12 protein-coding genes and 1 tRNA gene are annotated in these 14,064 nt (G+C 44.1%); 7 read left to right on the top strand and 6 right to left on the bottom strand.

Going from position 1 to position 14,064, the window contains the following annotated elements:
- Nucleotides 1-14 precede the first annotated feature (14 nt).
- Entirely contained in the window at nucleotides 15-1,190 is a 1,176-nt protein-coding gene (uxuA, locus tag M2137_RS03190) for a mannonate dehydratase (protein WP_280765013.1), read from the bottom strand.
- A gap of 343 nt (nucleotides 1,191-1,533) precedes the next feature.
- On the opposite strand from uxuA, the gene M2137_RS03185 reads away from it, so the two are divergent.
- Nucleotides 1,534-2,739, top strand: coding sequence for an L-serine ammonia-lyase (locus tag M2137_RS03185; RefSeq protein WP_280765012.1), 1,206 nt, complete (start codon nucleotides 1,534-1,536; stop codon nucleotides 2,737-2,739).
- 30 nt (nucleotides 2,740-2,769) lie between these two features.
- Here the strand turns inward: M2137_RS03185 and M2137_RS03180 are convergent, their stop codons facing one another.
- The 4 genes from M2137_RS03180 to M2137_RS03165 form a co-directional block, all read right to left on the bottom strand.
- On the bottom strand, nucleotides 2,770-3,612 hold the full coding sequence (locus M2137_RS03180; RefSeq protein WP_280765011.1) for a histidinol-phosphatase: 843 nt from the start codon (nucleotides 3,610-3,612) through the stop codon (nucleotides 2,770-2,772).
- 34 nt (nucleotides 3,613-3,646) lie between these two features.
- On the bottom strand, nucleotides 3,647-4,003 hold the full coding sequence (locus M2137_RS03175; RefSeq protein ID WP_280765010.1) for a four helix bundle protein: 357 nt from the start codon (nucleotides 4,001-4,003) through the stop codon (nucleotides 3,647-3,649).
- A gap of 48 nt (nucleotides 4,004-4,051) precedes the next feature.
- Nucleotides 4,052-5,245 (bottom strand): glycine C-acetyltransferase, encoded by a 1,194-nt coding sequence (gene kbl, locus M2137_RS03170; protein ID WP_280765009.1) that lies wholly within the window; start codon nucleotides 5,243-5,245, stop codon nucleotides 4,052-4,054.
- Between the two features lie 167 nt (nucleotides 5,246-5,412).
- The gene (locus tag M2137_RS03165; RefSeq protein WP_280765008.1) at nucleotides 5,413-6,528 is read right to left on the bottom strand and encodes a 6-bladed beta-propeller; all 1,116 of its coding nucleotides are present in this window, start codon (nucleotides 6,526-6,528) and stop codon (nucleotides 5,413-5,415) included.
- Nucleotides 6,529-6,767: 239 nt separating this feature from the next.
- Here M2137_RS03165 and M2137_RS03160 point away from each other — a divergent pair, with 239 nt between their 5' ends.
- The 5 genes from M2137_RS03160 (at nucleotide 6,768) to M2137_RS03140 (ending at nucleotide 13,102) form a co-directional block, all read left to right on the top strand.
- Complete coding sequence (locus M2137_RS03160) at nucleotides 6,768-7,718, top strand: NAD-dependent epimerase/dehydratase family protein (protein ID WP_280765007.1); 951 nt, start codon at nucleotides 6,768-6,770, stop codon at nucleotides 7,716-7,718.
- 410 nt (nucleotides 7,719-8,128) lie between these two features.
- Entirely contained in the window at nucleotides 8,129-10,924 is a 2,796-nt protein-coding gene (locus M2137_RS03155) for an ATP-binding protein (RefSeq protein ID WP_280765006.1), read from the top strand.
- 127 nt (nucleotides 10,925-11,051) lie between these two features.
- Nucleotides 11,052-11,795 carry a hypothetical protein gene (locus M2137_RS03150; protein ID WP_280765005.1) on the top strand — a complete coding sequence of 248 codons (744 nt, stop codon included), beginning with the start codon at nucleotides 11,052-11,054 and terminating at the stop codon, nucleotides 11,793-11,795.
- Complete coding sequence (locus M2137_RS03145) at nucleotides 11,782-12,159, top strand: GtrA family protein (RefSeq protein WP_280765004.1); 378 nt, start codon at nucleotides 11,782-11,784, stop codon at nucleotides 12,157-12,159. The genes M2137_RS03150 and M2137_RS03145 overlap by 14 nt, the downstream gene beginning before the upstream one ends.
- 4 nt (nucleotides 12,160-12,163) lie before the next feature.
- On the top strand, nucleotides 12,164-13,102 hold the full coding sequence (locus M2137_RS03140) for a glycosyltransferase family 2 protein (protein ID WP_280765003.1): 939 nt from the start codon (nucleotides 12,164-12,166) through the stop codon (nucleotides 13,100-13,102).
- Nucleotides 13,103-13,105: 3 nt separating this feature from the next.
- Here M2137_RS03140 and msrA read toward each other — a convergent pair whose 3' ends face one another.
- A complete protein-coding gene (msrA, locus tag M2137_RS03135) occupies nucleotides 13,106-13,603 on the bottom strand; it encodes a peptide-methionine (S)-S-oxide reductase MsrA (RefSeq protein WP_280765002.1) in 498 nt (165 codons plus the stop codon).
- Between the two features lie 243 nt (nucleotides 13,604-13,846).
- On the opposite strand from msrA, the gene M2137_RS03130 reads away from it, so the two are divergent.
- Nucleotides 13,847-13,921 (top strand) — tRNA-Pro (locus tag M2137_RS03130).
- Nucleotides 13,922-14,064 lie beyond the last annotated feature (143 nt).

Genomic DNA, 14,064 nt, shown 5'->3' with positions numbered 1-14,064 from the left:
ATTAATAGATATACTTATGAATTTGTTTTACATGTGCGGACGGTAGCAATCACCCCGTCCATTTGTGCCAGGGCATACATTCTTCCATAAAAAGAATAGCCCGGATTATAATTTTTTTCTTTATCGTCGAGCATAAGTTTGCCGTGGTCGACCCGCATAGGCAGCGAAGGCTTCTCTTGTTCAAAGATGCGAACCAATTCGATCAAATGGCCACGCCCCTGCAAATGGGAGGCTTCGATGAAATTGCCGTTCGGTTGTATGTCTGTGCTTCTCAGGTGTACGAAGTGGGTACGGGAGGCAAAGGCACGAGCCAGGGCGGGTACGTCGTTTTGCAAGCCGGAGCTCAATGAACCCGCGCAGAAGGTCAGTCCGTTGTGCGGATTATCAACTGCGGAAAGGATCCATTCGATGTCTTCTTTGTCGGTTACAATGCGAGGCAACCCCAGTACTTGGCGTGGCGGATCGTCAGGGTGTACGCACACATCAATGCCGTACAAATCGCAAACCGGCATGATACGAGTCAAAAAATACTTCATATTTTCGCGTAACTGATCTTTTCCAATGCCGTCGTAAAGAGCCAGTAAGCGGTTGAAAATAGCCACCGGATTCTTATCGCCTTCTTTGATATTTCCGTTGATGAAGCCTTGCGTTTTTACGATGATTGTATCGATAAGTTCGTCTTTCTCGGCTTCCGTAATGGTTTTGTCCAAGGCATATACCTGTTCCATCTCTTCGGGAGTATAGTCTTTTTCGGCTCCTTCGCGTTTCAGGATGAAACAATCGAAGTAGGCAAAACGGATCTTATCGAAAAAGAGGGTAGAGGTGCCGTCTTCCAGCGTGTACTCCAGCTCAGTCCGTATCCAGTCGATCACCGGCATAAAGTTGTAACAAACTGTTTTTACACCCGCCTGTCCCAGATGGGTAAGGCTTTCAATGTAATTGTCGATCAGCCGGTCGCGATCCGCTCCCCCATACTTAATGGATTCGCTCACCGGAAGGCTTTCCACAACCGACCATTCCAAACCATGCGATTCGATATAATTCTTGAGGTCTTCAATAGCTTCTAAAGTCCATACTTCCCCATTAGGAACATCATGTAAAGCGGTAACGATACCTTCAACGCCAATCTGGCGCAACATCGAAAGAGTTATTTTATCTTTCTTTCCAAACCATCTCCAGGTCTTTCTCATCTTTTGTTAATTATTTATGTTATTGCAAATGTAGGCAGTTTGAACAGACAAAGGTGGTAAAATATGTGGAAAATAGTGGAAAAATTGTTCACATAACTCTTTTCTTGTTCCTTTTCTTTCATCTTTTTCACGCTTTATCTGTAAATGAGTATTTTTCGTATGTATGATCAAGTATTGGAATATTCGATTTTCAAATTGACCAATTTGTTTTACACTGGGCTAAGCGAAATATCATTTTGTCAATTCCTTGTCGATCTGTTTCCTTTCCGCAGAAAAGGGCTTGTAATAGTAAGAAAATGATATCTTTGCACCGGTAAACACAAATAATGAAACAAAGGTATTTATGGAATCAATCAGACAGATTTTTCGCATAGGCTTTGGGCCTTCAAGCAGCCATACGATGGGACCGCGTCGCGCCGCTCAGATTTTTTTAGATCGGCATACCGATGCTGCCTCTTTTCAGGTGACTTTATATGGTAGCCTGGCGGCTACGGGCAAAGGGCATATGACCGACCAGGCTATATTGGATGTGCTTAAGGCGGCGGCTCCTACGGAAATCGTATGGGAACCGAAGATATTCCTTCCTTTCCATCCGAATGGGATGTTGTTCAAAGCCTTCAATGGGAAGGGCGATCTGCAGGAAGCGTGGACTATCTACAGCATCGGAGGTGGCACCCTGGCCAATGAAGAGTTCAATGAGCAGAAGACGGAAGAGATCTATGACATGAATACCATTCATGATATTCAGCAATGGTGTGAGAAAAAGGGCTTTTCTTACTGGGAGTATGTGGAACAATGCGAAGGGGAAGCCATCTGGGATTATCTGATGGAAGCATGGGAGGTGATGCAGGAAGCTGTTCGCCGTGGTCTCGAAGCCGAAGGCGTGCTTCCCGGAGGTCTGGGCATACGGCGCAAAGCCTCTGACTACCTGATCCGGGCGAAAGGCTATGGTGGCAGCATCAAGAGTCGGGGCAAAGTGTATGCCTATGCCTTGGCTGTTTCCGAAGAGAATGCCTGTGGTGGTCAAATCGTGACGGCTCCTACCTGCGGCTCTTGCGGTGTCTTGCCGGCTGTGTTGTTTCATCTGAAAAAATCGAGGGACTTCCGTGATTCGCGCATCTTACGTGCCTTGGCTACGGCCGGTTTGTTTGGCAACGTTGTGCGTACGAATGCTTCTGTTTCGGGTGCTGAGGTCGGATGTCAGGGTGAGGTTGGTGTGGCTTGTGCCATGGCAGCCGGAGCGGCCAACCAATTGTTTGGGGGAACACCGGCGCAGATCGAGTATGCTGCCGAGATGGGCTTGGAGCATCACCTGGGACTGACCTGCGATCCGGTTTGCGGCTTAGTGCAGATACCCTGCATCGAACGAAATGCCTTTGCCGCTGCCCGCGCGTTGGATGCCAATACTTTTTCAACCTTCTCGGATGGGAAACACCGGGTCAGCTTCGACCAGGTGGTGGAAGTGATGCGCCAAACCGGAAATGACCTCCCAAGTCTTTACAAAGAAACCTCGGAAGGTGGTCTGGCAATCAATGTAAACGAAAGATAAAGATAAAAAGAGATAGGTGTCTCTCTCTTGTCAGAGAGGCCTATCTTCCCATTTGCCTTGCAGGAGCTCACGGGTGTGGGTGAACCCAGCCTCTTTCAGGAGTGCCAGGGCTTCCTCCCGGCCATCATTCACCAGGTGAGGAAAGTGTGTGTCGGAATTGACCATAACAGGTATCTTCTTCTCACGTAACAAAGTCAGAAACTGGTTGTGTGGAAACAGTTGTTGCTTACGGTGATAGTTCTTGGTGTTGAGTTCTACCATCAGTCCTTTTTTAGCGATCAATTCTATACACGTATAAAAAAGATCTTTGTACCAGTCAGCCTCCAAAGAAAAACCGGGATAGCGATGACCATTCTGGTATATCTTATCCACATGCCCTACGATATCAAATCCCCCTAATTCCACCATCTGGCAAACAGCTTGGTAATATTCTTCTGTCAACTGGCGGATATCTCCATTGTAAAAGCGATCGACAGCTGCCGCAAACTCCTCATACGGACCATCGATACAGATCATATTCTCCTCCGTTAACACCTCTGATTGTGGAATGAAATGAACGGAACCAATGCGGTAGTCTAATGGCAATTGCCGAAAATAGTCGATCGAAGGATTATATGTGTCGTCCAAAAAATCAATTTCAAGCCCGGTATATACCTCTATCTGATCTCCATATTCCTTTTTCAAACGATCGATTTCCGACAGGTAAGCCGGCATATCTTTGGCCGACATATTCCAAAAGGTCTCGAAAGGAAGCGGAGCATGTGAGGAAAAACCATACGCTCTGAATTCCTGATGAATGGCTTCTTTCAGAAACTCCTCCGGAACGTCACGCCCATCACAATAGGTGCAATGACTGTGAAAATTGCTTTTCATAATGGATAATTGACAATTGATAATTGATAGCTGTTTACCTGTCTCTGGTGTTCTTTGCTGTTTTTATTATGCATGTTAATAATTTGATTAACTCCTGGCAATCAGGCAATATGGATTCATATTCTGTTTCTTTTATGTATGTTGTGTCTTTTAACAACATGATCCAGTATTCAGACTCGCATGCCTCTTTTAGAGCAATACTCAATTTGTGGATGAAATCAGCTTTCGATTGAGCCTGTAAGCCCTCCTTTATCATTGCTCCGACAGCTGTTCCAGATCTTAACAACTGTTTTGATAATACATACTCATGCCTTTCGCCTAAAACTTTATAGAGATTCACTATTCTAATAGCAAATCTATATGATTTGTCTTTCACAACATTCTCTTTCATGTTTAATCATAGTTAAGGTTTTGTAATAAATCTATCAATTATCAATTGTCAATTATCAATTACCCGAAGCTCTTTCCCAATTTTAATAAACGCTTCAATCGCTTTATCTAAATGTTCGCGTTCGTGGCCGGCGGAGAGCTGTACGCGGATGCGAGCCTGGTCTTTCGGAACGACCGGGTAATAGAATCCGGTAACATAGATACCCTCTTCCTGCATACGGGCAGCAAAGTCCTGAGAGAGTTTGGCATCGTAGAGCATAACGGCACAAATAGCCGATTGTGTCGGTTTGATATCAAATCCAGCCGCAATCATTTTGTCGCAGAAGTAGTTCACATTCTCCATCAGTTTGGTGTGCAACACATCGCTCTCTTTCAATATGCGGAACATCTCCAGGCTGGCTCCGATAATGGCGGGAGCCACTGAGTTAGAGAAGAGATAGGGGCGTGAGCGCTGGCGCAACATATCGATAATCTCCTTTTTGCCGGTGGTAAAGCCACCCATAGCGCCACCAAAGGCTTTGCCCAGGGTGCCGGTAAAGATATCGATGCGTCCGTAGCAATCATACTGTTCGGCCACGCCGTGTCCGGTTCTGCCGACCACACCGGCAGAGTGCGATTCGTCGACCATCACCAACGCGTCATACTTTTCAGCCAGGTCACAGATCTTATCCATTGGTGCCACATTTCCGTCCATCGAGAAGACTCCGTCGGTGGCAATCACGCGGAAACGCAGTTCCTGTGCCTCCTGCAAACAACGCTCCAGGTCGGCCATATCTGCGTTGTTGTAGCGATACCGTTTTGCTTTACACAACCGTACGCCATCGATAATCGAAGCATGATTCAATGCGTCAGAAATAATGGCATCCTCCGGGCCAAACAAGGGTTCAAACAGACCGCCGTTTGCATCGAAGCAGGCCGCATAGAGAATGGTGTCTTCGGTTTGGAAATAATCGGCAATGGCCGCTTCCAATTCTTTGTGCAGATCCTGGGTGCCGCAGATGAAACGCACCGACGACATACCGAATCCATGGGAGTCCATTGTGCGTTTGGCTGCGTCAATAAGGCGTTGGTTGTCGGATAAACCTAAATAGTTGTTGGCACAAAAGTTCAATACATGACCGCCTCCGCTCACTTCAATATCCGCGCGTTGAGGGGTAGTGATAATACGTTCCTTCTTGTAAAGACCTGCCGACTGGATATTATCCAGCTCCGTGGTCAGGAATTCTTTCATTTTTCCGTACATAATCTGTCTTTTATTTAGTGTTTAGTTAGAATGTATTTGAGAAACAAAGATCCTGTTTTTTTCTTGAAATCGGGTGAAAAAAGAGATAAAAAATGGCGATCTATTCAAGTCTATACCTGAGAACCAGCTCGGTTCTCTTTCCCTGTTATGCGTTTTTTGAGAAAGGTTTACCAATCTTTCAATCTATAAAAGAACAGGACCGGGTTGTCTTCTTCAGATATTTTTTCTTTGAAGTGGGATTGTGATATTATCTCCTCAATATGTAATAATGAATTTGCATTGACGGCAGAAGTAATATATCCATTTTGAATTAATTTCGGATTCGAAAAATAAGGAAATTCAGGATCTCTTTTGTCTCCAAGCCGGATATGTTTTATTTCCCCGTTTTTACAATTAATTACAGCCAAATGATTTCGAATGGCATATTCCTGATGAAACAGCGGAAATGTCAAAGCAATGAAATCATCTGATTTATTAAAGCATCCTACACGGGTCACCACAGAAGAAAAGGATAATTGACTATGTAATTCCATTCTTTCCGTCTTTTCGTAGTCTTCAGGTAGTTTGTTTTTTGTATTGAAATCAAGTGTGTACACAGCCGTCAGATCATTGTCGGTTAACGCATATATATTGTAATCATACTCATTAATTATCATCAACTCCTTTGAATCTGTTTCGTAGAATGGAGAATGATGAGGTAGATAGCTGTCTATTTTGTCATAGGGAGAAATCCTGTTAATGAAAGAGTTAGACGTGAGGTCGAACAGTGCGAAGTCATACATGGAAGGGTTTGACTTTCCCGAATACAGATACGCTAACTTGTCATTTATTAAATGAAAATAGTTGTAATAGGTATCTAAAGGCGTCGTTTTTATCCATTTGCCATCTTCGCTGTACACAATAATGCGATCTCTTGCTAATATATAGATATGCGAGTTTGCGATTGCTATATCAGTGAGTGAAGCGTATTCTCCGGGACCTTGTCCGATTTTGTGTATTCGATTGATAAATTTCCCGTTTTTGTCGAAGATGACAATTGCTCTACTTCTCGCATCTAAAATATAAATACGATCTTTTGTCAGCTCTATTTTGGTGATCTCATTGATAAGACTTTCGTCGCAGGTCTCAAGAATAGTATAGGTGTAATGACTATCCAACATGGAGGATAATTCATCCTGTTGATTTATATCTATGGAAAGAATACTTTTCTCCGTATGTGCGTTTGGAGAATGGCAGGAAGTTATTCCGACTATCAGTAATATGAAAACAATAAATTTCTTCATCCCCTATGATTTATTTGAATTTCGAAAGATAATGAAATATATTGACTTCGCAAATACTGATTTCGATCCCCAGACAGAGAGTGTTACCTTTAGGATGTGATCTTTATATAGACGATCCAGTTGCAGGGCTTTTTCTTCGATTCAGGTGAAAAAAGAGGGTAAAAAAGAGATAAAGAATAGAATTCTATCTACCTTTGTAGAGGAAAAAACTTAAAACTAAATTTTAAACGCATAAACGCATGAAGAATGTATTAGTGATTGGAGCTACTGGTCAAATAGGCTCTGAACTGACAATGAAGTTGCGCAATCTTTATAGTGGAAACATTGTGGCAGGATATATTCCCGGGGCTGAGCCTAAAGGAGAATTGAAGGAGTCGGGTCCCTCTGCCATTGTGGATATTACAAACGAACAACTTATTGCCGAAACGGTATCGAAATACAATATCGATACGATCTACAACCTGGCAGCATTGCTCTCTGCTGTCGCTGAAATCAAACCTCAATTAGCTTGGAAAATCGGAATGGACGGTCTGTTCAATGTGTTGGAAGTAGCGCGTGAAAAGAAATGCGCCGTGTTTACTCCCAGCTCTATCGGTGTGTTCGGAGAAAATTCACCGAAGGACAAAACGCCGCAGGATACGATTCGTAATCCGCACACGATGTATGGTGTGACGAAAGTCTCCGGCGAATTGTTGAGCGATTATTATTATGTACGCTTTGGGGTCGATACCCGTTCGGTACGTTTTCCGGGACTGATCTCTTATGTGACCCCTCCGGGCGGAGGAACGACCGACTATGCCGTGGATATCTATTATTCGGCCGTCAGAGGCGAAACTTTTGAATGTCCTATTGCTGCCGGTACCTTTATGGATATGATGTATATGCCTGACGGTTTGCGCGCGGCTATCGAAATTATGGAGGCTGACCCGACGAAGTTTGTACACCGCAACTCGTTTAATGTGACGGCCATGAGCTTCGATCCGGAGATTATTGCCGCCAGCATCCGTCAGTATATTCCGGATTTCAAGATGGAATATAAGGTAGATCCCCTGCGTCAGAAGATTGCCGATTCGTGGCCAAACTCGTTGGATGACACCTGTGCCCGCGAAGAGTGGGGCTGGAAACCGGAGTACGACCTGGACAGTATGACCAGAGATATGCTTGCCAAATTGCGTGAAAAAGGAATTTGATTCTCTTTTTTCGAAGAGATAGAAAAGCCATCCTGCTTTTGCGGGATGGCTTTTTTTGCCTCTGTTTCGGAATGGATCGGATTGGATTGTGCGAAATGTTAAAATCGCGATTGTAAGCAAAACAGCCGTTTTACTTACAAATCCATACGTTAAAAAGTGTTTCTCCCGGGAGTTTGTCTTCAAAGTCCCGCTTTTTTGCGCGCAAAATCCCGCTGAAATTACAAAATGATATTTGTGGGTTTTGATGAAAATGTCAATTTTAACATTTGCAAACAAATGGGTATTTTTTATTTATGAATGAACATAACAGGATTTTTATACCTTTTTTTTAGATAAATTGTTGAGAAAGAACGCTGAAATGTTAACTTTGTGCCTTGAAAAACAAAGTGTGTGAACTAATTTATTACAGTATGAGTTTATCCGGTGTGAACGAAAACACGAAAAACAACCCTGAGTCACAAAGAATACAGGCGATAAGCGATATGCTTGATCTTGGCTGGTGGGAAATAAAACTAAATGAAAAACAATTTATCTGTTCGGATTCTATTGTCGATCTGTTGGGCTTGCCATCGAATGAAATAGATTTACAGGAGTTTTATAAAATGATACGTGAAGACTACAGGGCGCGTGTTGTTGAGAAGATTACGACTGATTCCGAGTTGCAAATAGTTCACCTGGCTTTTCCTCTCTATGTGAACGATCATATCGTTTGGGTAAATAGCCGCTTTAAGAAAGATGTCGACAGAGATGTCGTAGCCGGTTTGTTGCATCAGGAAAAACGGCAGGATGATGAACAGGTAGGTATTGCTAACGAAACCGTCAGCAACCTGATCTATCAGTTGAATGGTATATCCAAGTCGTTGTTTACTTTCCTGCAGAGCGAAAACCTGGATGATATGGTAAATAATATCCTGCAGTCTTTGGTTAATTATTATAGTGCGGAAAGGGCGTATATCTTTGAGTTCAACTGGAAAGATATGAACCAAAGCAATACCTACGAAGCTGTAAGCCGTCCGGGACTGGAGGAGATCCATAACCTACAGAATGTGTTCTTTGAGCCCGATACTTGGTGGAATCAACAAATCCTGACCCAGAACCCGATCATCCTGAACACTCTGGATGACCTGCCCGAATGGGATATAGTCGATAAAGAGTTTCTGGCCGCGCAGAATATCAAATCGCTGATGGTCGTTCCTTTTGTGAACCAGGACAATACGATCTGGGGCTATGCCGGTATCGATATCGTAGACAAGCAACGCAACTGGGCGGAAGAAGACTACCGTTGGTTCTCCTCATTGATGCATATTATCAATATCAGTTTTGAATTGGCCAAGTCGAAGGCACGGATCCAGGAAGATAAGGAGTATCTGCAGAACCTCTACCAGCACATGCCGATAGGCTTCCTGCCGGTCGAGCTTGTGTATGACGAAGAGGGCACGCCGGTTGATTTTATCTATACTAATGCCAATAAAGAGATAGAGCGCATCACCGGACGCAAGGCGGAAGAAATAGTCGGACTGAAAGGCTCCCAGTCAAGAGCTTTTGGCGATCTTCCGCATTTGGTAGAGGTGGTCAATACCGATAAGCATATCGAATTGGATTATCCGATGCCTGATATCGATAAGCATTGCCGGGTTATCAAATTTTCTCTGAAGGAAAACGAAGTGATCTCCCTTGTATTGGATGTAACCGATATAGAGAAGGTACATAAGGCTTTAGAGGATAATGAAAAACTATTACGTTCGGTCTACGATAGCCTGCCTATCGGGTTTGAGTTGTTTGACAAAGACGGCTACTTGATCCAGAACAACGAAAAAGCGCTTGAGATACTTGGATTGGATAAAGCAGGGCCAACGGAAGGGTTTAATATCTTCATGCATCCGATGATTCCGCTGGAAGAACAGAAGAAAGTGAAGCGGGGAGAGATTGTCGATTTCAAGATTAAATACGACTTGAATCAACTGCGAAGTGTCTATGATGCTGATTTTACAGAAATGCCGATGCAAGACCTAACGGTAAAGATGGCACCTGTTATGGACGATCAGGGGCAAATACAATATTACCTCTGTCTTATCATAAATAATACAGAAACCACCAATGCCTATCTGAAGATCCAGGAGTTTGAAGAATATTTCTCCTTGGTTGCCAATTTGGCGAAGGTGGGTTACTTTAAATGGGACCTAAACAGCCGGACAGGATTTGGCATCAGTCAGTGGTTCCTCAACCTGGGCATGTCGGCCCAGTCTGCGTTGAATGACAATCTGATGGATGTATATCAGCATTTGCATCCGGATGACTTCAGGGATATCCAGGCCTTCTATGAAAAGGCGGTTGCGGGCGAAGCAAATAGCTATGAAAAAGAGATTCGTGTACTCAGCGATGAAGAGAAGATGAAGTGGCTGCGTTGCACCTTTATCGTGAAGAATAATTTGCAGGATGAGACACGCGAACTGATCGGTGTTAGCTATGATATTACAGAGTTGAAAGAGATGATTCTGGCCAAGAACAAAGCGGAGGCGTTAGACAAATTGAAATCGGCCTTCCTGGCGAATATGAGCCATGAGATCCGTACGCCGCTGAACTCGATCATCGGTTTCTCCGACCTATTGGCTGAAACGGAGGATGAGAAGGAACGCAAAGAGTTTATAACCATTATCCAGAAGAACAACGAGCTGTTGCTGAAGCTGGTAACCGATATCCTTGACCTGTCGAAGATTGAGTCGGGCACTTTCAATTTTGCCAAAAAAGAATATGGCGTGCGTGCATTGTGCGAAGAGGTGATGCAATCCTTTCAGACGCGGGAACTGCCGGTGGGCGTCGAATTGCAGTATGATGACTCTGAGCCGGACAGCATGATCTATGCCGACTCAAGCCGGGTGAAGCAGGTGCTTATGAACTTCATCACCAACTCGCTGAAGTTTACCGAACAGGGACATGTCAGATTAGGCTATCACCTTGTTGAGGGCGGATATATCAAATTCTATGTCGAAGATACCGGCATGGGTATTTCGCCGGAGAATATTGAAAAGATATTCGACCGCTTTGTGAAACTGAATGACTTTGCGCAAGGCTCAGGCCTGGGGTTGTCTATCTGCCGAAGCCTGGTGGAAGGGATGAACGGACAGATCGGCGTAGAATCGAAACCGGGCAAAGGCTCCTGTTTCTGGTTTACGATCCCTGTCTACGAAGCCGTTTCTGTGGAGTAATTCCTTGCTTCAACAATTCAATAAACAAAAGACTATCTTTCGAGGTAGTCTTTTTTATTTGGGAAAAAGGAGTACCTTTGTTATAATTTCAGGTTTGTGGCGAAGTGATAATTAAAAAGTGAGATCTATGAAGAAAGATGAAGATGTTTTTAAAGAATTTCGCGACTCCTTCAGCAAAATGGAAGGGCATTTCCATGTTTTAGAGCAACGTGTGCCTGTCGACAGACAGATGGAATACTTCAAATACGCGGAGAATATGCGCAAGAATGAATCACCGGATCCTTTAAACGATGAAGAAAGTGAAGGGGTTTATCAGTTATTGATGCGCGAAGACATCCCGGAAGAAGAGAAAAAACATCTTTTGACCACTTTAGCTTCCGCGAAATCTGTGAGAGCTTATCGTCTGTTGGAAGAATATGTGCAACATCCCGACACGGCTATTGCCGATTGGGCCTATATGGCCTTGATGGAGTCGCGCATCTCGTTAGAGTCAGAACTCTCGGACGAAAAACAAATCTATATATCGACCGGATTGGGCGGAAAAGAGGAAAAACTTCGTTTCTATGTACTTATCCTTTCCAAAGAAAAGAAGACGTTTGAGGAATACCAACGGCAGGTGATCGAGCGGGAATTTGCTTACCTGTTGCCTAAGCAGGATTGCGATATCGAACGGCTGACGATTGAAGACCAGTACGTAGAGCTACTCTTTTTAGTACCGATACGCGCCGATATTAAGCGGGTATTGGATAGTCTCATTACAGAATGTAACCAGTATGGCGACTTTCTGTCGAAAGGATTTACTATTACCAACGTGAAAGAACTGACAAAAGAAGAAATCACAGATATGATCATGCAGGATGGAGACAATTAAGCAGGCATTGAAATATGGTGTTGTCGGCGTGAGCAATACCTTAATTACGGCTGTTGTTATTTGGGTTATGATGAAAGTGTTCGGAATATCGGATGTGGTGTCCAATATTACCGGATATGTGGCAGGAGTATTGAATAGTTTTATTCTCAATAAGCAATGGACCTTCCGGAGCACACAGGGTTGGCTGGTGAGTGCCTTGCGTTTTGGTGCTGTTTTTGGCGTCTGCTACCTGCTTCAATTAGGTTTGTTGTTATACCTGAACCGTACACTTACGATCGATCCCTACTACAATCAATTGATCGCTATGGTGTTTTATACGGTCATCAATTTCATAATGAATAAATACATTACCTTTAAATCATAGAATCATGAAGAAACTGGCGCTTATCATACCGTGCTACAATGAGGAAATGGTAATAGCGGAAGCCTACCGCCGCACCAAAGCGGTACTTGATACCATACAAAATCCGACAGAAATTATATTCATAAACGACGGTAGCCGGGACAAGACCCGTGAGTTGCTCGAAGAAATAGCGAAAAAAGACGCTGAGGTCAAGGTGATTCATTTCTCCCGTAACTTCGGGCATCAGCCGGCTGTGACGGCCGGTATTCACCATTGCGATGCCGATCTGGCTATTATCTTAGACGCTGACATGCAAGATCCACCTGAATTGATTCCGGACATCTTAGCCCTACAGGAACAAGAAGAGGCGAATGTGGTTTACTGCGTCCGTAAATCCAGAGCCGGAGAAAGCCGATTCAAGCTATTGACGGCAAAAATGTTTTACCGAACCATGAACTCCATGAGTGAAGTGGATTTCCCCTTAGACACGGGTGACTTCCGCCTGATCGACCGAAAGGTGATGGATGAGTTCGACCGCCTGAAGGAAAAAGGGAAGTATATCCGCGGGCTGATCAGTTGGGTTGGCTTCAAACAGGTACCGTTCTACTACGAACGCGAAGCACGGATTGCCGGAGAGACAAAGTATCCGCTGAGCAAGATGTTTAGTTTTGCCTCCAACGCGCTGCTCTATTTCTCGAAACGTCCGTTGAAGCTCGCACTCGGACTGGGCTTTGTGGCGGTGGTTGTAGGCATTATCCTGGCCGTTTGGTTTACACTGGGGAAGATTTACGGCTTCAGCAATGCTGAGTCGGGCTGGACCTCCATTATGTTTACTATCATCTTCTTTGGCGGTGTCCAGCTTATTACGGTAGGGGTCTTAGGCACTTATATCGGGATTCTCTTCGATGAGATCAAGGCGCGTCCCGAGTATATCGTCGATGAGAAAAGAAATTTCAACGAGTAATTATCAGAAAATCTTCCGGTAGATGTGGCAATAGGGCGTTCCGTTCGATTTGTCGTAATACTTTTGGTGATACTCTTCCGCGATCCAGAATACGGAGGCCGGTTCCATAGCCGTTGCCACAGGGTGTCCCATAGCGTTTAATGTCTCCATAACCTCTTCGGCTATCGTTTGCTGGTAATCATCGCCCGGGAAGATAACCGAACGGTATTGGCTGCCGATATCCGGTCCCTGCCCACCGATCTGGGTGAAGTCGTGCGTTTCGAAGAAGAGTTTCGTCAATTGGCGGTAGGTTGTTTTTTCGGGATCGTAGACCACCATGATCGTTTCTACATGGCCGGTATCGCCGGTTTTCACCTCTTCGTAGGTCGGATTCTCTTTCCGGCCGCCCATATAGCCGACAAAAGTCTCCACTACGCCGGGAAATTTATCAAAATGATACTGTGTTCCCCAAAAACATCCCGATGCGAAATAAGCAATCTCTGTACTATCCGGATAAGCCATAAGTTCTCTCTATCTGTATTTATAGGAAACAAAAATACGGAATAAAAGCGAAATAAGGTAGGTAAACGTTATTCTCATAATCTTTTTTAAATATGAGAAAAAATTCTCACCGGCGTGAGAAAAGATTCTCTGCCGATAAGAATTAAAAAACAAAGAAATTATTTTGACTTTTAAAATAAAACCCTACCTTTGCAACCGCATTGAGGAAGCGACCTTTTTGCGAAAGAAAAAAACAAAGATATTCGGGGTGTAGCGCAGTCCGGTTAGCGCACCTGCTTTGGGAGCAGGGGGTCCCAGGTTCGAATCCTGGTACCCCGACAAAAGAAAGGTCAGACAGTAACAAATACTGTTTGACCTTTTTCTTTTATTCCCTCTCTTCTTCAGGAAAACGAAACGAGACTGCCTCTGATGAGACAGTCTCGTTAATATAAGTAGAGTATGTGATAAGGGGAAACCCTTAT

Origin of the sequence: Parabacteroides sp. PFB2-10 (genome assembly GCF_029893085.1) — a bacterium.
In the GTDB taxonomy this organism is placed as follows: Bacteria; Bacteroidota; Bacteroidia; order Bacteroidales; family Tannerellaceae; genus QVMG01.
This window is presented reverse-complemented; position numbering and strand designations above follow the sequence as displayed.